Here is a 22,336-nt window from a genome sequence, read left to right on the forward strand (position 1 = left end):
TGATTTAAGCAAGGGATCATGCAGGAACTCGGAATGGGCTGCGACCCTCGCGCGCCCCAGCGCGGGGCGCGCAAGCATCGGCAGTTCAGGATTACTCCGTCACCGCACCAACGGTGTTGGAGCTGTCGTCCTTCGGACGCTCGCCCTCCGGCTGGGCGCCGGTCGCCATGTAATAGATCGTCTCGGCGATGTTGGTCGCATGGTCGCCGATACGTTCGATGTTCTTGGCGCAGAAGAGAAGGTGCGTGCAGCTCGTGATGTTGCGCGGATCTTCCATCATGTAGGTCAGGAGTTCGCGGAACAGCGAGGTGTACATGGCGTCGATCTCGTCGTCGCGCTCGCGGATGGACTTGGCCTTGTCAGCGGAGCGCGTCGTATAGACGTCGAGCACTTCCTTGAGCTGGACCAGCGCCAGTTCGGACAGATGCTCGAGACCGCGGGCGAGCTTGCGCGGAACGCCGGTGCTCTGGACCGCGATGACGCGCTTTGCCGTGTTCTTGCCGAGATCGCCGACGCGCTCGAGGTCGGCGGCGATGCGGATCGAGCCCATGATCTCGCGAAGGTCGGAGGCCATCGGCTGACGGCGGGCGATCGTCACGATCGCCTTGTCGTTGATCTCGCGCTCGGTGTGATCGAGGATCACATCGTCGGAAATGACCTTTTGAGCGAGCGCGGTGTCACCGTTGACCAGCGCGCGGACGGCCTCGCCGACCATCTGTTCGGCAAGACCACCCATCTCGGAGATGCGCCGGGACAGGAACTTCAGATCGTCGTCATAGGCGGAAAAAATATGTGTCGATGCCATGGGGCTTTGTCCTCGAAAATCGGAAAGGCTTCACACCGCCAAAATCAGCCGAACCGGCCCATGATATAGTCCTGGGTGCGCGAATCGTCCGGATTGGTGAACATCTTGTCGGTATCGTTTTCCTCGACCAGGTTGCCGAGGTGGAACATGGCCGTGCGCTGCGACACGCGTGCGGCCTGTTGCATGGAATGCGTCACGATGACGATGGTGTAGTTTTCACGCAGCTCGTGGATCAGCTCTTCGACCTTGGCGGTCGCGATAGGGTCGAGTGCCGAGCAGGGCTCGTCCATCAGGATGACTTCGGGGCTGACGGCAACGGCGCGTGCGATGCACAGACGCTGCTGCTGACCGCCGGAAAGGCCGGTGCCGGATTCGTGCACGCGATCCTTGACCTCATTCCAGAGGCCGGCGCGCTGCAGGCTCGACTCGACGATTTGGTCGAGGTCGGCCTTCGACTTGGCCAGGCCATGGATGCGCGGGCCGTAGGAGACGTTTTCATAGATCGACTTCGGGAACGGGTTCGGCTTCTGGAACACCATGCCGACACGGGCGCGGAGCTCGACGACGTCGATGTCAGGATCGTAGATGTCCTCACCGTCGAGCGAGATCTTGCCGGTGACGCGGCAGCCGTCGATCGTGTCGTTCATACGGTTCAGCGACCGCAGGAAGGTGGACTTGCCGCAGCCGGACGGGCCGATCAAGGCAGTCACGGTGTTTTCCCGGATGTTCAGATTGACATCGAAAAGCGCGCGCTTGTCACCGTAATAAACGGAGACATCCTGACCGATCATCTTATACGGGACGTTGCTCATTTTCTGGTCCAGCGCCTTCTCAACTGCTGCTTCCGTCAACATGTTCATGATCTTTACTCCGTTTACCAGCGGCGCTCAAAGCGACGACGCAAGAGGATGGCTCCGATATTCATGACGATGAGGAACAGGAGCAGGACGATAATGGCACCCGAGGTTCTCTCCACGAACGCGCGCTCGGCTTCATTGGCCCACATGTAGACCTGAACCGGAAGTGCGGTGGAAGGATCGAGCGGCGTGGTCGGCGCCTGGGCGACGAAGGCGACCATGCCGATCAGGAGCAGCGGCGCGGTTTCGCCGAGTGCGTGGGCAAGGCCGATGATCGTGCCGGTCAGGATGCCGGGCATGGCGAGCGGCAGCACATGGTGGAACACCATCTGCATCTTCGAAGCGCCGAGGCCCAGCGCTGCCGAGCGGATCGACGGCGGCACGGCGCGCAGAGCAGCGCGGGTGGCGATGATGATCGTCGGCAGCGTCATCAGGGTCAGCACCAGGCCGCCGACCAGCGATGCCGAACGCGGCAGGCCGGCGAAGTTGATGAAGACCGACAGGCCGAGCAGACCGTAGACGATCGACGGGACGGCGGCGAGATTGTTGATGTTGACCTCGATCAGGTCCGTCAACTTGTTCTTCGGCGCGAATTCCTCGAGGTAGATCGAGGCGGCAACGCCGATCGGCAACGAAAGGACGAGAACGATCAGCATCAGATAGAGCGAGCCGATGAGGGCGACGCCGAGGCCTGCAGCTTCCGGACGGCTGGAATTGCCGTTGACGAAGAGGCCGGTGTTGAACTGCTTGTGAAGAGCGCCGCTCGCCTTCAGCTCGTTCATCCAGGTAACCTGCTTGTCATTGACCTTGCGGTTCTTCTCATCGACCGAGAGATCGATCTGGCCTTTGTTGGCGCTGTCGACATTGGCATCGGCAAGTACCGTAACATCGACCGTCTTGCCGATGATGGAGGGGTCGGCCACGACCATGTCGCGCAGCTGGATCGGCGCACTCTTCGAAATCATCGCGGACGCGTCACGCACATCCGGACGGCTCGAAGGGTTGACGCCGAGCTGCTTGACGATCGCGTCACGCAACAGAACCGGATAGTTGGCGGCGACCAGAACCGAAGGATCGGTCGCACGCTTGTTGTCGGGATCGATTGTCTTTTCGGAAAACTCGATCGGCAGCGTGATCGCGGTCTGCTGGAACGCGGTGTAGCCTTTGCCGATCACCGTCCACAGCAGGATGAACAGAAAGATCAGGCCGAATGCGATAGCGGCGATACCATAGGCCTGGAAGCGGCGCTCGGCGGCATAGCGGCGCTTGATGCCGATGTCGCGGCGCGCAGGCGCCTTGGAAACGGCGACGCCGGCTACGGGGGAAACAATATTCGTCATTCGTACTGCTCCCGGTATTTGCGCACGATGTAGAGCGCGTAGATATTGAGGCAAAGCGTGATGAAGAACAGCGTGATGCCGAGCGCGAAGGCAACCAGCGTCTGCGGCGAGGTGAACTCGAGGTCGCCGGTCAGCTGGTTGACGATCTTGACGGTCACGGTCGTCATCGGCTCGAAGGGATTGATCTGGATGCGGGCGGCGACACCGGCCGCCAGAACCACGATCATGGTTTCGCCGATGGCGCGGGAAGCCGTCATCAGCAAGGCGCCGACGATGCCGGGAAGTGCTGCCGGCAGGACGACCTTCTTGATGGTCTCGGAACGGGTGGCGCCAAGGCCGAGGGAGCCATCGCGAAGCGCGCGCGGCACGGCGGTGATAATGTCATCCGAAAGCGAGGAGACGTAAGGGATCAGCATGATGCCCATGACGATACCGGCCGTGATGACGCTCTGCGCCTGGATGAAGTTCGTATAGCTGCCGGTCAGAAGACCGCTGATCTGCGCCGAGAAATCGCGCAGGAACGGACCGACTGTGACGAGGGCGAAGAAGCCGTAGACAATCGTCGGAATGCCGGCGAGCACTTCGAGAAGCGGCTTGGCAACCGAGCGCACCTTGGAGGAAGCGTACTCCGCCATGTAGATAGCGGCAAAGAGGCCGACCGGCACGGCGACCAGCATGGCGACCAGGCCGATATAGAGCGTGCCGAGCAGCAGCGGGATGAGGCCGAACTGGCCGAAGGACGAATTGCCGGCGCCGGCAAAGCGCGGATCCCAGACGGTGCCGAAGAAGAAGTCGGTGAAGGGGACGACCGAAAAGAAGCGAGCCGCTTCCGTCAGCATGGAAAGCACGATGCCGATCGTCGTCAGAATGGCGATGGAGGAGGCGACGAGAAGCGCCCAGAGCATGACCCGCTCGACGCGGTTACGGGCGCGGAAACGCGGGGCAACCGAGCGAAGCGCGTAGAAGGCGCCCGCAACGGAGATAAGCAGGACGACCGCCGTCATGATGACGCGGCTCGTCATGCTCTCGGAGTTGAGCGTCTTTGCGGCATCGATCATGTAAGGCTGCGGTTCGCCGGCAAGCGGTACGCCCTTTTCGCTGAGCTTTGCCTGCAGGGCGGCGGGATCGCTGGAAAGGGACGAAAGCTCGCTCGACGTCAGCATGTTCATGCCGCGCGCAACGGTGGCGACCATGCTGTAGGCGAGATCCTGCTGGACGGCCGGTTGCGCCTTCACGTCGGCAGGAAAGGTGCCGCGAACGGAAGAGGAGACGATGCCGGGGCTGACGGCCAGCCAGACAAACAGAACGATCAAAGACGGCAGGACAGCCCAGATCGCGGCATAGGAGCCGTAATAGGCCGACCGCGAATGCATGGCAGCGGACCTGCCTCCGGAAAGCGCTGCGGCACGGCTGCGCGCGGCCAAATAGGCAACGGCGCCGATCACCAGCAGGCACAAGAGTATGATGGATGTGCTCATTCGTTACGTCCCCAGGCCCACAGCCCCCAAAAAGCCCGGCATCTCCAGGAGCGTGCCGTCGGCTTCGATATCATGGAGAAGAATGATCCGCCCGACGCCAACTGCACCGGGCGGATAAGGCGATGCCGGCGCGGCGCCCGAAAGCGCTGCGCCGGCAAAGTCATTACATGGTCTTGCCAGCCTCTACGTCCTTGCGGATCGCGTCGCGCTCTGCATCCGGAGCGGCAACGAGGCCGTATTCAGCGAGCGGGCCGTCAGGGCCGATCATCTGGTCGGATACGAAGAAGTTGACATATTCCTTCAGGCCCGGAACGGCGCCGAGATGTGCCTTCTTGACGTAGAAGAACAGCGGGCGGGAAACCGGGTAGGTGCCGTTAGCGATCGTTTCCGTCGACGGAACGATGCCGCTCATGGTCGCGACCTTGAGCTTGTCGGCGTTGTTTTCGTAGAAGGAGAGACCGAAGACGCCAACGCCGGTCTTGTTGGCAGCGATACGTGCAAGCGTTTCCGGATAGTCGCCGTCGATGTCGACAGCAGCGCCGTCCTTGCGGACTGCGACGCAGGCCTTGGTCTGGGCAGCCTTGTCGGTGATTTCCTTGGCGATGACGTCAAGAGCGCCGGAGGCCTTGCAGCCGGCGGCGAGAACGTTCTGTTCGAAGACTTCACGCGTGCCGTGCTTTTCGCCCGGGATGTAGGCGGCGATATCAACGGCCGGAAGCTTCGGGTTGACTTCAGACCACTTCTTGTAGGGGTTGGCGACGAGCTTGCCGTCAACGACGACCTGGGCAGCGAGGGCCTTGTAGATGTCGGCCGGAACGTAGGCGACGTCAGGGTTGGAAGAGTCGGTTGCGAAGACGATGCCGTCATAACCGATCTTGACTTCCTGGATGTCGGTTACGCCGGCAGCCTTGCAGGCTTCCAGCTCGCTCTTGTTGATCGGGCGCGAAGCGTTGGCAACGTCGATCGTGTCTTCACCGACGCCCTTGCAGAATTCCTTCAGGCCAGCGCCCGTGCCGCCGGATTCGACGACCGGCGTCTTGAAGTTGCTGAAGGTCTCGCCGAAGGACTCGGCGACGATCTTGGCGTAGGGCAGGACGGTGGACGAACCGGCAACCTGGATCTGGTCGCGGGCGACGGCAACGCCAGCGAAAGCGGCGGTTGCAGCGAGCGCGGCAACAGTGAGTTTAAAGGTGTTCATTAGAAATCTCCCGGGCATTTGGGCTTGTGTGAGTGCGGCCTCGAAGAGGCCCTCGCATGCCTTTTTTCATCGGCAGGACTCTCTTAGCGCCTTAAGCACCGTCCTTTTATGTCAGATCGATGAAACATTTATGACAAGTCAAGACATTGATTTTAAAAGAAAAAATTTAACTGCCTAAATTAGGCGTAACATATGGCGTCAGAAACGCACGGTAAAGTCCGTGCCCTTGCCAACCTCGGATTTGACGATCAGCCTTGCGCGATGGCGCGTCAGGATATGCTTGACGATGGCAAGCCCGAGGCCGGTGCCCTTCTTGGACCGGCTGTCCTCGATGCTGACGCGGTAGAAGCGCTCCGTCAGGCGCGGCACGTGTTCGGCGGGAATGCCGGGGCCGTTGTCGACGACGCTGACCTCTACCGGCTGATCCGGCCCGTTCTTCAGCCAGACATCGACGGTCTTGCCTTCCTGGCCGTATTTGCAGGCATTTTCCATCAGATTCTCGAAGACCTGCACGAGCTCGTCGCGATCGCCCAGCACCTCGACCTTGCCATCGGGCAGATGCAGGTTGATCGAAACGCCGACATCGCGCGCGAGCGGCAGAAGCGAATCTCTCACATGGCCGAGAAGCGGCACCAGATCCACCTTCTCGTCAGGGGCGATATGCGATTTCAGCTCGAGCCTGGAGAGCGACAGGAGGTCGTCGACGAGCCTGCTCATGCGCGTCGCCTGATCGAGCATGATGGCGAGGAAGCGGGCCTGCGCCTTCGGGTCGTTCTTGGCCGGGCCTTGAATCGTTTCGATGAAGCCGCGCAGCGAGGCGAGCGGCGTGCGCAACTCATGGCTGGCATTGGCGACGAAATCCGAGCGCATGCGATCGATGCGGCGCACCTCGGAAATATCCCGGAAGGAGAGGATGTAATAGCGCTCGTCGCGGCCGTCGTCGTCCTTGAATTCGACGGGGGCGCTGCGAACGATGTAGACGCGCTCCGAAGGCAGGCGCTCGGAATGCTCGATCTGGTTCGGGGCGTTAGTGGCGATGGTTTCGCGCACCATGTCGAGCACGCCGGGCGAACGCAGCCTCGCCGATATATGGGAGCCGAGCGCCACCTCGCCGAAAGCCTTTTCGGCAGCACGGTTCTGAAACAGCACCGAGGCATCTTCCGAGAGCACCATGGCCGGGATATCGAGGCCGGCGAGCGTGGCGGAAACTTCCGGCAGGCGGCTCGGCAGCACTTCCGGCTCGGGTTCGGCCGGCTCGACGACATCAGGTGCGATGACCGGCGCTTCGTTGAAGAGAGAGGTCACGATCATGACGAGCAGCAGGGCGAGCACGATCCACTTGTTCATGCCCGCGGCAAGCGCCACCAGCGCGCTCAAGAGCGTCGCCAGCAAGACCGGGCGCTCGCGCCGGATGCGCGCCAGCAGGCTTTTCGTCCACGGCATCTCGTCTTCCAAAGTGCCCTCTCATGGCATCGATTCGTTTTTCTTCATATTTAAACTCTGCCTGATAGCCGCGTTTCATGACAGAAGTTTTCCGTTTCGGAAACTTCCGCGAAAAGCTGGCGCGCCCGACACCGAATTGCGCTTTGCTTCCGCAGAGGATTTGATTTTCAATGATAAATATGTTCGCCTGCTGAAAACGACATTATCCAAGCGCAGGGGGAGACGATGGCCGAGGACGTCGAAAGCAGAGCCGTGGAGCTGGAGGTCAGGGGCAAGAGGCGCGTCTTCGACATCGACGATCCCGTGCTGCCCGATTGGGTGGACGACCATGCCCTGGAATCCGGCGACTATCCCTACAAGAAGAAACTCAAGGAAGACGAATACGCCGAAGAGCTTACGAAGCTGCAGGTCGAGCTCGTAAAAGTGCAGTTCTGGCTGCAGGCGACGGGCAAACGGGTGATGGCGCTCTTCGAAGGGCGCGATGCGGCCGGCAAGGGCGGCGCGATCCAGGCGTCTTCGGCCCATATGAACCCGCGCCTTGCCCGCGTGGTGGCGCTCGCCAAGCCCACCGAGCGGGAACAGGGCCAATGGTACTTCCAGCGGTATATCGCGCAGTTTCCGACATCGGGCGAGTTCGTGCTGTTCGACCGCTCCTGGTACAACCGCGCAGGCGTCGAGCCGGTCATGGGCTTCTGCACGCCGAAGCAATATGAGGATTTCCTGCACCAGGCGCCGCAGCTCGAAAAGATCATCGCTCACGAAGGCATCTTCTTCTTCAAATTCTATCTCGATATCGGCCGGGAAATGCAGATCAAGCGGTTCCACGACCGGCGGCACGATCCGCTCGCCGTCTGGAAGCTCTCCTCCATGGACATCGCCGCCTTGACCAAATGGGACGATTACAGCGAGAAGCGCGACCGCATGCTGAAGGAAACCCACACGGAATTTGCGCCCTGGACGGTGATCCGCGCCAACGACAAACGCCGGGCGCGGCTCAACCTCATCCGCCACATGCTTGACACCATCGACTATGACGGCAAGGACAAGGACGCGATCGGCGCCCGCGACGACAAGATCATCGGCTCCGGTCCCGGCTTCCTGAAATAACCGTGTTGGGATAGCCGGGCGCTTACTGGCCCGGCAGGATGCGCACCGCGAAGAGATTGATGCCGCGGGCCTTGCCGTCGACATCGCTGTTGATCATCAGCTTGCCGGGAGAATTCGGCGCGAGCGAGCGGTCGAAGCGCACCTGCAGCAGCGCGTCCGATTTTTCACGCGTGACGCTGAAACGATGGCGGGCGCAATTGCCGAGCGACTGGAAATCGCACTCGACGGTGATCTGAGTGGGCTCGTCCGTGGTGGACTGCAGGGTCAGCGCGATGGTGGAGGACTTGCCGGCGAGCTGCTGCAGGACGTTGGCCGGAATGCTGACGGAGACATTGCCATCCGTATTGCCGCTCTGCGACGTCAGGCGGACGGCGGGGCCTTCGGTTTCCGTGACATTTTCCGTGCGGGCACGTGGGCCGGCCTGGATCTTGTCGGCATCGGAAGGCTTGAAGATCTCGATCCAGTCTGAAGAGAAGCTGTTTTGCGGGTCGATCGTCACCGGCTGGTCGCCATTGGCGGGCGTGCCGTTCCCGGCGCTATCCTCGCCGTTGAAATCTTCCGGCTGGGTGCTCGCGGGCGGATTGGCGACGCTGGTGTCGCGCTCGGCCGCCGTCATCAGCAGGCCGGAACTATAGACCCACCAGGCACCCGTGCCGATGAAGGCGAGAACCACGCACCAGACGAGCAGGCGCGAGAAGAACTTGCGCGGCTTGCGGCGCACAGCGGCCCGCTCCGGGCGAAAATCCATGCCGCCGCGCTTTTCCGGCGCCCCGCGCACTTCGCCACGCATCTCTCCATCTGACGCAGCCCCCAGCTGGTCGGCGCTGCTGGCCCTGATATCGTCCAGGCTCGCATCGTCCGTGCGCCGGGAGGCGGGCTCATAGCCGCGCGTTTCGCCTGTAACAGACAGGTGGTCATCCCCACCCTCGCGATGAATGCCCTCGCGATGAATGGGCTCTTGCTCAGGATAAGAGGGCTCCGCTCCGTGATGCGCGGGCTCGGGCATCTCCACGACAGGCGGGACGGGAACTTCCGGAGGCCCCTGGCGCGGGTGAAGGCGGGCGCGCTCTTCGCTCTCGATGGTGTGGATCGTGGTTTCGAGGCGATGGCGGTGATGGGCGACCACATCGGCATCAGTGATATCCTGCTTGCGCAGGCCGGCTTCCAGTGCCTGGCGCGCGGACTGATAGATGCGGGCGCGAACTTCCGGATTGTCGCGGTCGGAATTATCGAGCGCAGTTCTGATGGCCGTTTCTAGTCCGCTCACGTCAGGTCCTTCGCGTTTCGTGCCGGCATCGACCCCTAAAGCGCGTCGCGATCTTTCAGATCGCGTGCCACGCTTTAGGCTCTTCTTTTCGCATGTCGTTACCGCAAAACCGCTGCACACTTTTGCGCGACATGCTTTAGAGATTGAACGCCTGTCAAGATTCGGTAACGGCAAGCGCGGCAAACCGCAAGCCTTGCGGCCTTTCGGGAGCGGATCGGCGGGGGATAAGCGATGCCGCGCGGCGCCGTCAAGCTTCATTAGATAATCCGGAAATGGACAGGATCATGGAAAGAGCGCGGCTCTCCGTCTCGCTGTTTTCCTCAAGCTCACTCTTTTCCTCAGGCGACGGCTCTGCTAATCAATTGACGTTTTCGTAAACGTCAAAACTGGTGAAAGCATGGCCCTGCCCGCGATACTCAAGGATAATCTGAGACTGCCGGTCATCGGCTCGCCGCTCTTCATCATCTCCCATCCGGCGCTGACGCTGGCGCAATGCAAGGCCGGCGTGATCGGCGCCTTTCCGGCCTTGAACGCGCGGCCGGAAAGCCAGCTCGACGAGTGGCTGGCGATGATCACCGAAGATCTCGCCGCCCACAATGCCAGGCATCCCGACCGGCCGGCCGCCCCCTTCGCCGTCAACCAGATTGTCCATATGTCGAACAAGCGGCTGGAGCATGATCTGATGCTCTGCGTGAAATACAAGGTGCCAATCGTCATTTCCTCGCTCGGCGCCGTGCCGGAGGTGAATGCAGCGGTGCATTCCTATGGCGGCATCGTGCTGCACGACATCATCAACAACCGCCACGCCAATTCGGCGATCCGCAAGGGGGCGGACGGGCTGATTGCGGTTGCGGCGGGTGCGGGCGGCCATGCGGGCACGCTTTCTCCCTTCGCACTGGTGCAGGAGATCCGCTCCTGGTTCGACGGCCCGCTGCTGCTTGCCGGCTCGATTGCGACCGGCGGCGCCATTCTGGCGGCAGAGGCAATGGGCGCCGACATGGCCTATATCGGCACCCCCTTCATCGCGACCGAGGAGGCGCGCGCCGCCGATGCCTACAAGCAGGCGATCGTCGAAGGTGCCGCCGCCGATATCGTCTACTCGAACTATTTCACCGGCGTGCACGGCAACTACCTGAAACCCTCCATCCGCGCAGCCGGCCTCGACCCGGACGACTTGCCTGAGGCCGACCCCTCGAAGATGGATTTCGAACAGGCGACCGGCGGCGCAAAGGCCTGGAAGGACATCTGGGGCAGCGGCCAGGGCATCGGCGCGATCAAGGCCGTGGAGCCGGTCGCAAAGCTGGTCGACCGGCTGGAAGCGGAATATCGGGCCGCCCGTACCCGGCTGGCGCTGTGACCTGCAAGGCCTTTCCACAGGCTTCAGCTTTTTTGCTACGGGGCATAAGAGGGTGCTTGAAATCTTCAGACAATGCCTGTATCAGCCCCATGCAAATCGCGGGCGACACGCTTCTCCCGCCGGATTGCCGCTTTAGCTCAGTCGGTAGAGCACATCATTCGTAATGATGGGGTCACGTGTTCGAGTCACGTAAGCGGCACCATTTTTCTTTAAAGACTTAGCTGAATAATGATGCCCCGATTGTGACCGGTTGCGGACCGGAGCAACATTATGAGCAAAACGATGCTTTCTAATGGATGTCAGACGAAGCCATGATGCAAGGCTGCTGGACAAGAAACGTCCTGGTTGACGGAATCAAGAAAAAGCTGCCATCTTCCCGCTGAAGTGGGGGCTCCGAAAATGACAATTAAACTAATTGGTGCAGTCGCGCTTGTTTTTTCCGCGGCCAGCGCGGCCGGCGCTTTTGATTTTCAGTGTGCCGACTTTCGCCCGATGCTGCAGGATCGACAGCTGGAAAGGCCTGAAAAGCCAAATTGCGCGACGAGCTATTATGCGTTCACGGATAGCTATGATTTCGACAGCTGCCGGCGAGAGATCGAACACTTCAAGTCGGAGGTGCGGAATTATCTAGCCTGCCTGGAGAGTGAATCGAAGGAAGCGGTCTCGGAGTACAATGATGTTGTCTCCTCCTTTAATCGAAGAGCGCAACAGTGAACGCGGTGCCGGCCTGGATACAAGTGCTTCAGGCCTTGTTGACGCCAGCGATCGCGATCGCTGTTGGTGTGGTGGCTTTCATGAATTGGAGGACCGCTCATCAAAAGGTAATGCTCGATCTCTTCGATCGAAGAGTGAGGATTTATGAAGCGACGATCGATGCGACTCTCGGTTACATTAATGTCGTTGAAGACATGAACGGAAGCAAAGCTCTGTCGGTGTTAAAGAAGGCCCACACCGAAGCACGCTTCCTATTCGGCGACGAGATCGCTGGGACGATTGATCAAATCTCCCGCAATATCTTCGAACATCGCAGGCTAAATAGGAGAAGCGAGTCAAGAAATGTTGGCGACGAAGAGCGAGATGGCCTCCTTGAACGTGCGTCAGAAGTCGAAGACGAAATTAGTCAGATCATGGCGCGGTGGACCGATTTGGTACTTCCGTATCTGAAAATGGATCAGCGACGGGTTCGGACGCCGGCCGAATGGATCACAGAGCGCAACAAGATTCGTCTCAGCTTCGCCGACGAGAAGCAACGCTGACAAGGCGTACCGACGACGCGCGTAAGATGGTTGAGGATCTGCATTGATTTAAAATTGACGCCGTTTAGCGTTCTAAATCACTTAGCGACAATTCGAGCGTTTCTAAATGATTTCGATGCGCGTACAATGCATGTGCAATAAGCTTTATATCGAACACAATCACTTTAACCCACATATACCCGTGCGTGTTCAAGCGAATTAATTTGACGCTTCTGCCATTCTGATCGATATTAAGGGCGTCTCAGAGGCTCAATTTTAGAATTGGTCCTTAAATAAAAAAACCCGGTAGGCCACCACCCTACCGGGTTTTTTGGATTTAGATTAGTTTCCTTCCCGATGTCCGACTAATGGCGGAATCGATCAATAATCTCGATGATCGCCATGGCGGCAATCGGGATGGTCATCATAAGCAAAATCGTCTCATTGCTCATATTTAGAATTAGTCCTTATGTTGTGGCCGATATTGGCCGGTTTACTTCGCCTTCGCCGGTCTCCACCACAGAGCCGATCGAAGCACTTGAGCAATCCTGATTCCAGGAGTGCAATTCCTAATGTCCAGATTCTACTCTCTGGATGAGGTATTGAATAGTCCGCCTCGTTCTAGTTACCAAAAGGTGACGGTCGATTTCTGACACAATGATGCGCGCTGATGTAGCTAAAGATCAAGGTCTTCCTAGACGGAAATAAGACATGGCTGACATTCCGGCATCGCTACACAAAAAAGCGCGCGCAACGCGCCCATTTCCCCACAGAAATTCGACGTGAACGCTAGCCCTATGCAGGCAAACCTTTTAGTATTCGCGACCGTTTTTCTTAGGCATCCCGTTTTGCACGTTTGCGATCAAGCTACACGATCGTGATTCACAGTTGTTGTGAAATTTTCATCTGGGTTGTCAGTCAGACGCCGTTGAAGTGCGTTTCACTCGCATGTCCGACGAAAATTAAAGCGATCTGCCAGCCATAGACGGCCTTGAACGAAACGGCCCAGATCAATGTTTGATCTGGGCGCCCACGTTGGTATCTGAATGATTATCGGCGTTAAAAGCCAAACGCATCCCGCCACTTTTCATTCCAAGCCGCCAAGTCGTTCGAGGCTTTGCCAAAATTGCTGTTGGTCAGCATTGCGGATGCCGTTTTCAACTCATCCGTATTGCTTCCATCCGACCTGCTGATAATCATCCCCGCCTCGATCAGTGAGGACTGGGCCGTCTTCAATCCCGCCGCAAGGGTCTTGCTGGTGCTGTTTCCATTCTTGTCTTCGATGTTCGAGATGATCCCGCCACCGCTTCCAAGCTTGAAGCCGATCACGAATTCGCCGTCACCGAACTTGGATCTGTTGTCCCGGATCAGGCGCTGAATGGCGTTGGCCATCGCATTGTCATCACTGATGCCGGGATTCTTTGCCTTTTCGGCTTTCACGAGCGAGGCGAATTTGTCCCCATCGTCATTGATCAGCTTCTTGATGACGTCGGTAACACCGGCATCGCTGGTTTTGAAGTTGTCCGAATCCAGGAAATCGAGTGCGCTCGAGACAATCCCGTCGTTGCTCTCTTTGACGTCGAGCAGCGCGCTGTTGATTGTCGATGAGGCCTGGGTCTTTACGGCGCTCGTTTGACTGGAAATGCCGTTAGCGATGGCTGCGATAGTGTCGGCAGCCGATTTCCCGGCTTGCTGTTTGTTGGGAAGCAACGATGCGTTCGTCTGCTGCAGGATGAGCAGTGCCGCATTGTTCGCTGAAGAGATAGCGGTCATTTTCGTTCCTCTGGTACCGGAATTTCCTCCATCGGAATTCGCGGCACGGAAGAGCTTGGGGCATCATGCCTGAGCAACCTAAATACGAGACATCAGTTGTCACAACTTTGAATTTTACGCGTTAACAAAACGCTTATTCCGCGTGCTAAATCCTGAATGCGACGTTTGCGGGCACAGGATGAACTTGGCGCAGCCCTAGACCCCCGGCGGAGGTGGCGGAGGTTAAAACGCATTTTCCAAGACTAGCCGTCAGCACCCTGTATTTCGCCCTCTACAGGCCGGCAAAACCCGCTTGCGGCACCTTTCAGCAAACAACCTCCGCCACCTCCTCCAGTAGACGATAACGATTTAGAATCAATAGTTTGATCCGGCGGAGGTTACCTCCTCCATAACCTCCGCCACCGCTATGAACCTCCGCCAAAACCTATCGTTACCGGCGGAGGTTCCATGCCTGGCGGAGGTTGCCTGGCGGAGGTTCGCCATTCCCAGGGAACAAAAAACCCGGCTCGTTGGCCGGGTTGACAGGGTCGGTGCGCGTCAGAAAGGGTCGTCGTCACCATATGCCGGCGCGTGACTGTGAGGGCTCCATTCCCGGGCGTCGTCCGGATCGCCGCGAACATAGGCCGTCTTTCTCTCGCCGTCGTGGAAGCGGACGCCCTTGTCCCTCTTCTCGAACCCAAGGCCGGTCATCGCTGCGCGCATATGGGCGTGATGAGCCTTCGTCAGTTTGTTGATGGTTTCCGATCCATCGAAGCCGACCAGCTTCCAAACATCCGTCGCCTTGATCTTCAGCGGACCTTCCGGAATACGCTCGCCGAGCAATTCGGCCCACGGCCCAAAATCCGACGATTCATGGGCAACACCAGCCGCCGCATTCCGCAATGCCGGGTCATCGAGCCACAGGTTCTCACCCGCCTCCCTCTCCGCAGCCTCCGCCCATAGCTGGTCTCGCGCCGCCGCAATGCCATCGGGATCGGCAGCCGTGGCCCGGACGATCCAGAAGCGGCGGTTGCCGGTGGTGTCGGTCAGGTAGCGGCTTTCGTTGGTGGTGCCGAAGAGGATGAATTGCCGTTGGCGTTTGGTCGCAAAGCGGCCATAGGAGAGCCTGGCGATATCTTTCCGCGCGGGGATGAAGGATTTGACGCGGTTGGTGTCGCGGCGGCTCAGGCCGTCGAGTTCGGGCATTTCCAGGATCCAGTGGCCGGCGGTTTTTTCGATGGTCACCTTGGCATCGGCGCCGATTTCGAGCTGGTCGGTGAACCAGTCGCCGTCATGGCAGAGCGCGAGGATCGCCGAGGACTTGCCGATGCCCTGGGGGCCTTCGACGACGAGCATGGAATCGAATTTACAGCCCGGATTTCTGACGCGGCGAACGGCGGCGCAGAGGATCTTGCGGCCGAAGGCGCGGTTGAGCGGCGTGTCCTCGGCGCCGAAATAATCGACGAGCCAGGTGTCGATGCGCGGCTTTCGATCCCATTGAAGACGGGCGAGATAGTCGTGCACCGGATGATAGGCTCGCCGCTCGCCGATCAGCACCAGGGCATCGAAAATGTTGTCCTTGGACGGCTCCCTGCCCTGCGCGCGGGCGAGTTCGAAGCGAATTTCCGCCAGCCGCGCGTCGCTCATGGCAACGATGCCGCTGTTGCGATGAATCTCCAGCTCGCCCGAAAGCAGGTTGAGCTTGATGAGCCATTGGCGATCGACCAGCCATTGTTCGAGTTCGATATCGAAGCGCGCGATGCCCATCAGGCGCCCGGAATGCCGGGGCGCATCCCCGGCAGGCGTGATCGCCCACGCCGGCTCATCTTCCTGGACGAAGGCATCTGGGCCTTCGAACGCATCCGGGACCGGTTCGGAGATCTGCATGGAAACTGCCCGATTGAACGGCACGACGCGTCCCTCTTCCTTCTCGGCAGCGGGCTCCGGCCTCCAGTCGTAAAGCGTGGCGCTCATGAAGGCGTCGAGCTGGCCTTGCGTCCATCCGGCATCGACGGCATCGGCGCTGTCCCAGCCGCGGCGTGGAAAAAGGCCTGACTGCCAGTCTGCGAAACCGTAGCGCTCGATATCGGATGCGTGCGCCGCATCCGTGAAGCCGACGCATTGGACACGCGCGCCGACCGCGGTCAGGCGGGCGGCGATATCATCGGCAGCCGTCAGGCCCGGGCCGTCGAAATCCGGCCAGATCAGCACGTGCCGACCCGAGAGCGGCGACCAGTCCGTGTGCTTTGCGCCTTGGGTTCCGCCCGGCCAGGAGACGATGGTTCGGCCGCTCGCCTGGCCGAGCCGGTCGCGGCATTTCTCGCCCTCGACAATCACCACTTGGCTCCGGTCGCCGATCGTTTCCAGGCCGTAGAGCGGCCGCGGCTTGGGGAACGGGAAACGCGACCAGGTTTGCGTCCCGTCCGCCAGGCGAACGAACATGACCATCGGCGTTTCCTTAGCCCCGTCGGGCAGGTCCCGGCGCAGGACATAGCCGAAGAGGGAGCCGTCGGCATTGCGATAGGGAAACACCATCGACGGCGTAAACAGGCCCCACTCGGATCGTTCGCCCCTGCGCTTCGGGTTGTAGAGCCGGATGCGGGCGCCGGCCTTAAGCAAACCGGCCGGCGGCGGAACGGGCACGATCCCCTCATAGAGGTTGTGCGCCGGAGGGACGTTCGGCCTGATGTCGCGGCCGCCGAGAATGCGGATCGCTCCCTGAAGATCGACGCCTCTGACCTGCTGCACGAAATCGAGAACATCGCCTTTCCTGCCGCAGCCGAAGCAATGGAAACGCTCGACCCCATCCTGGCCGGCGAAGATCGTGAATGACGGGGTGTCTTCGGCGTGGAAGGGGCAGCAGGCGGAAAACTCCTGCCCGCTGCGGATGAGCCTGCAGCCGTATTGCGCTGCTGTCGAAGACAGGGACACGTCGCGGCGCAGCCGTCCGACATAGCCTGAGACGCCCGCTGCCGGCGATGGCGCGTATTGCGAGATTCTATCCATGGATTTTCCGATGAAACTGGAGGGCCGGCGCTATTTGCGTGCCTGCGAAGGGGCTTTGCGATCCGGCGCGGCGCGCCTCAAGGACATTTCATCCATCCAGGCGCCGACTTCGTCGGACCTCCAGAAATTGTTTTTCGCGACCCTTATCGGCGCAGGAAACTTGCCGTTCCGCACCCAGCGCCAGAGCGTCACGTTGGAAACCGGAGCGATCTTCTGAACGTCGCTCGTGCTTAAAAGTGTGTAGGAGATTGGCTTGCCGGTCATGCTCGTTCCTCTGAACTTCCGATCAGAGGCAGAATGCGCGACGATGGTTGTTTCTAATTCATGCGATGCAGTTCAACACGATACACGCCGGTAACGCGAGCTGTGTTGCCTGCCGCTGCAGATCGATGCGGCACGTCACCGGCAAAGGCGATGCGGGCCGCAGGCGCGCGAACCTATGCGCCATTCCCAAACAGACGTTTTGAATCGTGGTTCCTGACCCTGCTGAACGGCAAGACGTTATCAGCTTCAAGCTGGGCTGCCGGCGCGGGCCGGGCAATGAAATATCCCTGGATCTGATTGATTCCGTACTGCTGCATCAGCCGCTGCTGCTCGATCGTCTCCACACCTTCGATGAGGATCTTCACGCCGCGATTGCGCAACAGGCTGATGATGTCGAGCAACATCCTCTTGCCTCTCTCGGTGTTGCAGTCATGGAGGAAGGACCGGTCGATCTTGACGGTGTCGAATTCTATGAGGCGAAGCCACGAGAGGCCCGCAAAGCCCGTGCCGAAATCGTCGAGCCAGACTTGAGCGCCGAGCTTTCTGAGGTCGCTGATGCAGCGAACCACATCCTGGTCGATTTCCAGCTCCACGCCTTCGGTGATCTCGAACGCGAGCCTCGCGCCCGCCACCCCGAATTCTGCCAGTGTTGCCGCCACATAGGTGGCAAAACCCGGCATCTTCAGTTCGATCGGCGAAACGTTGACACTGGCAACCTGGACCATGTCGGCTGCCAGCAAGTCTCGGCAGACAGTGCGGATTGCCCAGCGGCCAAGTTGGATGATCGACCCTGTCCGTTCCGCAACCGGGATAAATTTGACAGGCGGTACGGGCGTTCCGTCCAGCATGTTCAAACGCATCAGAGCTTCGACGGCGTCCGTCTTGCCCGTCTGAACGTTGCGGATCGGCTGATAGACGAGGGAGACAAGGCCGTGTTCGAGCGCGATCTTCAGGGTCGCGGCAATGTCCTCGCTGTCATCGCTGCTCTCCGGATCATCGGGATCGAAGACCACGAGCGTATTGCGGCCCGCAGCCTTGGCGGCGTAAAGCGCGCGATCGGCTTCGTGAATGATCTTGTCGACCTGCCTGGTCTGGTCACGCGTACGCGACACGCCGACGCTGACGGTGATGATCGCGGTCCCGTCCCGCCTGTGCTCGTGTGGCCAGGCCAGGTCCCTGACAGCGGCACACATGGCTTCTGCGAGTTCGGTCGCCCTTTCCGAATTCGGCATTGGTGTGATGACGATGAATTCCTCACCGCCGTATCGCCCGATCATCGAATCCCAGGATGCGGCCACGCTTTGAAGAAGTTGGGCGACCGCGACGAGGCACCGGTCACCTTCCTGGTGGCCGTAGCAGTCGTTATAGCGCTTGAAATAATCGACATCGATAAGCAGGACGGCAAAAGGCACCCTGTCGTCCTGCCAGCGTTGCCAGCAATCACGCAGGCGTTGATCGATTGCCCGGCGATTTTCCAGGCCGGTCAACGAGTCCGTGTTCGAGAGGTGCAAGAGCGCCCTGCCCCTTTCGTCGGCGGCAGCCTGCTGCAAACTGGCTTCAAATGCGTTGAGGAAGACTTTGTAGCGCTCCCTGTTGAGCTGAAGGTTCACGTAAGAGGTGAAAACAAAGCAGGAAATACAGAAGGCGCCGAGGATGAGCTTGTGAAGAAGCAACATCGGCGCGAACAGAAATAGGGCGCCGATGAAGATGAGCACGTTGGTTGCGGAGGCGGCCAGAGCAACCGGAAACCGGAAACTGAAGAACAGGTTGACGCTCATCATGAAGATCGCGCCAAACACCATATAATAGGAGAACGCCTCCCTGACTGCGGTCATCTGGGCGGTGAGAAGCCAGACAAGATAGGCTGCGAGCACGGACAGTGCGGCGGCCATATCGACCGTATCGGCTTTTGCCTTGCGGTAGAGCAGGAATTCCAGCACGCATAGCGCACTGACGCCAACCGCCAGCCGGCCGGCGACCGTGTATTGGACGACGTCGCCGATAAAAAGATAGTCCGTGAAGGAATATGCAAGGTAAGCTGCGACCGCAGTCCAGAGGCCCTTGCGCGTCGCGCTTTTTCGGCCGCTCTCGCTCTCCTGCTTGTACAGGCCGCGCAGTTGTTCTGGCGACAGCGTCGGCTGCACGGTAGCGGCTGCGGTCTCGGCTAACACGTGCATCATGCCCCTGCTACCAAACTTCTTGCAGCAGCTGCCCTCCGCAGACTGCTAGCTGACGCTGGATAGCCTTACGCCAATTCCACATCAACCAATAACGCTCGAACGATCCCCAAGCGGGCGGAGTATCTGTTGGGTTCACTAATATTTTCTAAAGCTAAGACGTGCATTTCCCCGCCGCCGCCAACCTTAACGCTTGACCTTTATGCGAGTATTGGTGATTTTATACAATGTATTAAGTTTATATTAACCAGTGAGGTTCCGTGGCTCAGCCCCTTTTTGCTCTTGATGGCCAAAGCCTGATCACACCGCAGTCCGTCAGCAATAACTTCCCTTCACCCAACCAGGATAATGAACCAGATCTCCTGCGCACTGCGGAGGCTGAGTTTGCTGTCGTCATCAGCATTGCAATGCAGCGGCTTGCCGCGGGCAGAAACCTGCCTGATGCAGTCAGATGGTTGATCGGTCAGCTCCATGACGTCCGTCACAAATTCGGGGCTGCAGTGTGGCAGAGGCTCATCCCGATTATTCAGGCCCATCCTTCGGCAGAAATTCTGCAGCAGTGCCCGTTCACTCGCTGGTCCTTTGAAAAACCTCGCGGCTATTCCGGGGATGCCAGTCTCATAGACTTTATTTATGGGCATCGGGCGGTGGCCGAAGAAGTGGCCAGATCCACGCCTCTCGGTCTTGATATCTTCGAATACACGATAAACGCCCCCGGCCCGGTCGCCGTGAGGGAACGTCGCGACATCCTGACCCGCTTCGTCGACGAGACCGCGGCGCGAACGGGTTCGGATACCGAGGTGCTGGCCGTCGCCGCCGGCCACCTTCGCGAAGCGGAGGCATCAAAAGCGCTTGCAGAAGGCCGCCTTAAACGTTGGGTTGCTCTCGATCAGGACCCCGAAAGCATTGGCACGATCTCCAGCCAATTCCATGGAACTGCCGTCGAGCCTGTCAATGGATCCGTGCGCGGCCTGCTGGCGCGAAAGCATCAGATTGGCACATTCGATCTGATCTATGCAGCGGGATTGTACGATTACCTCACCGATAAGGTCGCGATCCGGCTCACCCAGATCTGCATGGACATGCTGAAGCCGGGTGGCGTCTTTCTCTTCGCCAACTTCTCCGACGAGATGGCCGATGACGGATACATGGAATCCTACATGAACTGGGAGCTCCTCCAGCGTTCCGAGGCGGACATGTGGCGCATTGCCAACAGCAGTGCCCCTGACGGCACGGACGAAAAGACGGTCTGGTTCGGTGCCAACCGCAACATCATTTACGCCACCATCAGAAAGCGGCCGTAACCCTTCGACGGATCGGGGCATCACAGAATCCGATGTCCCGATCCGGCGATCTCGCCGCTGTTGAGACATCAGTCACTGCCGCTGCAGATCGATACGGCTCGTCACCACCGACCGGCCCGATGCGGGGTCGCGATCGACGGTCTGCAGGCGAAGGCCGTTCTGGCCGACCTTTTCGATCATCATGTTTGCGCTCCGGTCGCCGTTGGTGACGCGCGCCCAGGTGACGTTGAAGGTGAGGGCATCGCCTTTCCGGCTGCCGACGAGCTTGGACGGCTGGCCCGATGGCCCGGTGTAGTTGCCGATGTAACGTTGCCCGGCGGCCTTCACATTTGCCGAAAAGCTTCTCGTGATGACGGCGAGACCGCGACAGCTGCCGTTCATCGCAACGGTCGAGGCGCCCGCGTCGGATTTCAGATTGCAGGAGACGTTGACCTTCGCTCCGCCGATCCTGGTCAGGACCATTCCGCTTCCGCTCCAGTCACCCTCGAGCGAATTGAGGAAATCCGCCTCGGACGCGTTTGCGCCGGCGGCCAGACCTGTGAGCGTGAGCATTGTCGCAAAGAAAAGAGGACGCATGGGAGCACCCCGCAGTTTTCCTCAGCCGACAACAATCGAAGTTGGAAATAGTTCCGCCGCCGCCCGTTCTCACTCGTGCCAATGCTCGGCCACCCAGGGCGTCGGCAATATATAGTGGCGCAGGTAGCGGAAGGGCTGCTTGCCGTCGCGTTTGCTGGCGTCGAAGACGCCCTTGATATGAGCGAGCCTGGTCTCGCCCCGGCCCCGCGGGCCGAATTTGCCTTCGATGGCGTTCTGCGGGTGGAAGCCGCGCGGGAAGAGGACGACGCGGGCGCTGGATGGCAGGCGCGGCGCGAGAAAATAGTTCAGCGGAAAGGCCCAGTGGCAGTCCTGCCGGAAATGCAGAACCCAGTTTCGCGGGAAGAATTTCACGCCGCCGGGCGCCTTGCGGGTGACGAAACGCTGCTCATACTCATATTCATCGGCCACTTTCTGCGGGTTGGCCCTGAACTCTTCCTGCAGCGGCAGGAGCTTGCCGACCGGAAAGCGAAAGAGCGAGCTCTGCCCGAGCCTTTCGAAAGGCGTCGTCTGGTTGCGGGCCATGACGACGTCATCGGGTCCTCCGACTTCGAAAAACGCATCGAGGGAGGCGACGATGACGAGGTCGAGGTCCAGATAGAGGACCGGCCCGCTCAGGCTGCCGAGCTTCGGGCCCCAAAGCCTCGCCTTCGGCCAGATGCCCCTGGTATTGACGGGCATCTCGACATCGAGAGGCGGCAGATCCTCGCACAGGATGGCGGGATGGAGATTGTCCCGGCAGTCGGTGAAGCATGTGAAGGTGAAGGGCGGCGTGATGTTACGCGACACCATCGCGTAGAGCCGGTTGATGAAAGTCGGCCCGTATCTTGTACCCCAATTGATGCAAATTACCTGTTTAACGCCGCCGCTCGCAGCCAAAACATGCGCCATCATCACTCGCCATTTCCGTGCCCGGATCCGAACCTTTCGCATCCGCGATGGAGCGGTTCACAGGCCTGCATCAGGTTTTCAGTTGGGATAACCTGGCGGAAATGCAATCCTGACATCCGAGAGCCCTGGCGTGCCAGATCTCTTTTTCCGGCGGGTACCCGCCGAAACATCCTTCGCAAGATGTGTTGTATTTGAAATTTTCCTGGGCCGGAAGCGGTTTGAAGCGTCGGCATCGGAGAAAGCATCTCACTTACGCTTTAC

General features: G+C 59.7%; 18 protein-coding genes and 1 tRNA gene. 6 read left to right on the forward strand and 13 right to left on the reverse strand.

The features are described from left to right. Positions 1–91: 91 nt before the first annotated feature. The 6 genes from phoU to phoR form a co-directional block, all read right to left on the reverse strand. Positions 92–805 carry a phosphate signaling complex protein PhoU gene (phoU, locus tag FHT92_RS06250; RefSeq protein ID WP_183746444.1) on the reverse strand — a complete coding sequence of 238 codons (714 nt, stop codon included), beginning with the start codon at positions 803–805 and terminating at the stop codon, positions 92–94. A gap of 44 nt (positions 806–849) precedes the next feature. Continuing rightward, on the reverse strand, positions 850–1,665 hold the full coding sequence (gene pstB, locus FHT92_RS06255; protein ID WP_183746441.1) for a phosphate ABC transporter ATP-binding protein PstB: 816 nt from the start codon (positions 1,663–1,665) through the stop codon (positions 850–852). 14 nt (positions 1,666–1,679) lie between these two features. After that, a complete protein-coding gene (gene pstA, locus FHT92_RS06260; protein ID WP_183823229.1) occupies positions 1,680–3,002 on the reverse strand; it encodes a phosphate ABC transporter permease PstA in 1,323 nt (440 codons plus the stop codon). Beyond that, entirely contained in the window at positions 2,999–4,480 is a 1,482-nt protein-coding gene (pstC, locus tag FHT92_RS06265) for a phosphate ABC transporter permease subunit PstC (protein WP_183746435.1), read from the reverse strand. The genes pstA and pstC overlap by 4 nt, the downstream gene beginning before the upstream one ends. 163 nt (positions 4,481–4,643) lie before the next feature. Then, on the reverse strand, positions 4,644–5,678 hold the full coding sequence (locus tag FHT92_RS06270) for a substrate-binding domain-containing protein (RefSeq protein WP_183746432.1): 1,035 nt from the start codon (positions 5,676–5,678) through the stop codon (positions 4,644–4,646). A gap of 198 nt (positions 5,679–5,876) precedes the next feature. Further along, a complete protein-coding gene (phoR, locus tag FHT92_RS06275; RefSeq protein ID WP_183823840.1) occupies positions 5,877–7,100 on the reverse strand; it encodes a phosphate regulon sensor histidine kinase PhoR in 1,224 nt (407 codons plus the stop codon). 246 nt (positions 7,101–7,346) lie between these two features. On the opposite strand from phoR, the gene ppk2 reads away from it, so the two are divergent. After that, the gene (gene ppk2 / locus FHT92_RS06280) at positions 7,347–8,228 is read left to right on the forward strand and encodes a polyphosphate kinase 2 (RefSeq protein ID WP_183823232.1); all 882 of its coding nucleotides are present in this window, start codon (positions 7,347–7,349) and stop codon (positions 8,226–8,228) included. Positions 8,229–8,250: 22 nt separating this feature from the next. On the opposite strand, the gene FHT92_RS06285 is transcribed toward ppk2, so the two are convergent. Further along, positions 8,251–9,495, reverse strand: coding sequence for a hypothetical protein (locus tag FHT92_RS06285; protein ID WP_183823234.1), 1,245 nt, complete (start codon positions 9,493–9,495; stop codon positions 8,251–8,253). A gap of 397 nt (positions 9,496–9,892) precedes the next feature. Between FHT92_RS06285 and FHT92_RS06290 the strand changes: the two genes are divergently transcribed. The 4 genes from FHT92_RS06290 (at position 9,893) to FHT92_RS06305 (ending at position 12,108) form a co-directional block, all read left to right on the forward strand. Next, positions 9,893–10,852: a nitronate monooxygenase family protein gene (locus FHT92_RS06290; RefSeq protein WP_183823236.1), complete on the forward strand. Its 960-nt coding sequence runs from the start codon at positions 9,893–9,895 to the stop codon at positions 10,850–10,852. Positions 10,853–10,978: 126 nt separating this feature from the next. After that, positions 10,979–11,054 (forward strand) — tRNA-Thr (locus tag FHT92_RS06295). Between the two features lie 143 nt (positions 11,055–11,197). Further along, positions 11,198–11,566: a hypothetical protein gene (locus tag FHT92_RS06300; protein ID WP_183823238.1), complete on the forward strand. Its 369-nt coding sequence runs from the start codon at positions 11,198–11,200 to the stop codon at positions 11,564–11,566. Continuing rightward, positions 11,563–12,108, forward strand: coding sequence for a hypothetical protein (locus tag FHT92_RS06305; protein WP_183823240.1), 546 nt, complete (start codon positions 11,563–11,565; stop codon positions 12,106–12,108). The genes FHT92_RS06300 and FHT92_RS06305 overlap by 4 nt, the downstream gene beginning before the upstream one ends. 1,038 nt (positions 12,109–13,146) lie before the next feature. Here FHT92_RS06305 and FHT92_RS06310 read toward each other — a convergent pair. The 4 genes from FHT92_RS06310 to FHT92_RS06325 form a co-directional block, all read right to left on the reverse strand. Then, positions 13,147–13,860: a hypothetical protein gene (locus FHT92_RS06310; RefSeq protein ID WP_183823242.1), complete on the reverse strand. Its 714-nt coding sequence runs from the start codon at positions 13,858–13,860 to the stop codon at positions 13,147–13,149. Positions 13,861–14,397: 537 nt separating this feature from the next. Further along, positions 14,398–16,845 carry a VapE domain-containing protein gene (locus FHT92_RS06315; RefSeq protein ID WP_183823244.1) on the reverse strand — a complete coding sequence of 816 codons (2,448 nt, stop codon included), beginning with the start codon at positions 16,843–16,845 and terminating at the stop codon, positions 14,398–14,400. A 30-nt stretch (positions 16,846–16,875) separates the two neighbouring features. Beyond that, complete coding sequence (locus tag FHT92_RS06320) at positions 16,876–17,109, reverse strand: helix-turn-helix transcriptional regulator (RefSeq protein ID WP_183823246.1); 234 nt, start codon at positions 17,107–17,109, stop codon at positions 16,876–16,878. 173 nt (positions 17,110–17,282) lie between these two features. Next, on the reverse strand, positions 17,283–19,289 hold the full coding sequence (locus tag FHT92_RS06325) for a putative bifunctional diguanylate cyclase/phosphodiesterase (RefSeq protein ID WP_409527134.1): 2,007 nt from the start codon (positions 19,287–19,289) through the stop codon (positions 17,283–17,285). Positions 19,290–19,546: 257 nt separating this feature from the next. Between FHT92_RS06325 and FHT92_RS29820 the strand changes: the two genes are divergently transcribed. Beyond that, positions 19,547–20,590, forward strand: a complete 1,044-nt coding sequence (locus tag FHT92_RS29820) for a class I SAM-dependent methyltransferase (RefSeq protein WP_183823247.1) — start codon at positions 19,547–19,549, stop codon at positions 20,588–20,590. 72 nt (positions 20,591–20,662) lie between these two features. Here the strand turns inward: FHT92_RS29820 and FHT92_RS06335 are convergent, their stop codons facing one another. Continuing rightward, entirely contained in the window at positions 20,663–21,166 is a 504-nt protein-coding gene (locus tag FHT92_RS06335; protein ID WP_183746409.1) for a hypothetical protein, read from the reverse strand. A gap of 69 nt (positions 21,167–21,235) precedes the next feature. Beyond that, positions 21,236–22,078, reverse strand: coding sequence for a glycosyl transferase (locus FHT92_RS06340; RefSeq protein WP_183823249.1), 843 nt, complete (start codon positions 22,076–22,078; stop codon positions 21,236–21,238). Between the last annotated feature and the right edge of the window lie 258 nt (positions 22,079–22,336).

Source organism: Rhizobium sp. BK377, from assembly GCF_014193935.1.
Taxonomy (GTDB): Bacteria; Pseudomonadota; Alphaproteobacteria; order Rhizobiales; family Rhizobiaceae; genus Rhizobium.

Coding starts and splice junctions, on each gene's coding strand:
- FHT92_RS06270 (WP_183746432.1), bottom strand. CDS start 5,678: ATGAACACCTTTAAACTCACTGTTGCCGCGCTCGCTGCAACCGCCGCT.
- FHT92_RS06315 (WP_183823244.1), bottom strand. CDS start 16,845: ATGGATAGAATCTCGCAATACGCGCCATCGCCGGCAGCGGGCGTCTCA.
- FHT92_RS06290 (WP_183823236.1), top strand. CDS start 9,893: ATGGCCCTGCCCGCGATACTCAAGGATAATCTGAGACTGCCGGTCATC.
- FHT92_RS06325 (WP_409527134.1), bottom strand. CDS start 19,289: ATGATGCACGTGTTAGCCGAGACCGCAGCCGCTACCGTGCAGCCGACG.
- FHT92_RS06340 (WP_183823249.1), bottom strand. CDS start 22,078: ATGATGGCGCATGTTTTGGCTGCGAGCGGCGGCGTTAAACAGGTAATT.
- pstA (WP_183823229.1), bottom strand. CDS start 3,002: ATGACGAATATTGTTTCCCCCGTAGCCGGCGTCGCCGTTTCCAAGGCG.
- ppk2 (WP_183823232.1), top strand. CDS start 7,347: ATGGCCGAGGACGTCGAAAGCAGAGCCGTGGAGCTGGAGGTCAGGGGC.
- phoU (WP_183746444.1), bottom strand. CDS start 805: ATGGCATCGACACATATTTTTTCCGCCTATGACGACGATCTGAAGTTC.
- FHT92_RS06335 (WP_183746409.1), bottom strand. CDS start 21,166: ATGCGTCCTCTTTTCTTTGCGACAATGCTCACGCTCACAGGTCTGGCC.
- pstC (WP_183746435.1), bottom strand. CDS start 4,480: ATGAGCACATCCATCATACTCTTGTGCCTGCTGGTGATCGGCGCCGTT.
- pstB (WP_183746441.1), bottom strand. CDS start 1,665: ATGAACATGTTGACGGAAGCAGCAGTTGAGAAGGCGCTGGACCAGAAA.
- FHT92_RS06310 (WP_183823242.1), bottom strand. CDS start 13,860: ATGACCGCTATCTCTTCAGCGAACAATGCGGCACTGCTCATCCTGCAG.
- FHT92_RS06320 (WP_183823246.1), bottom strand. CDS start 17,109: ATGACCGGCAAGCCAATCTCCTACACACTTTTAAGCACGAGCGACGTT.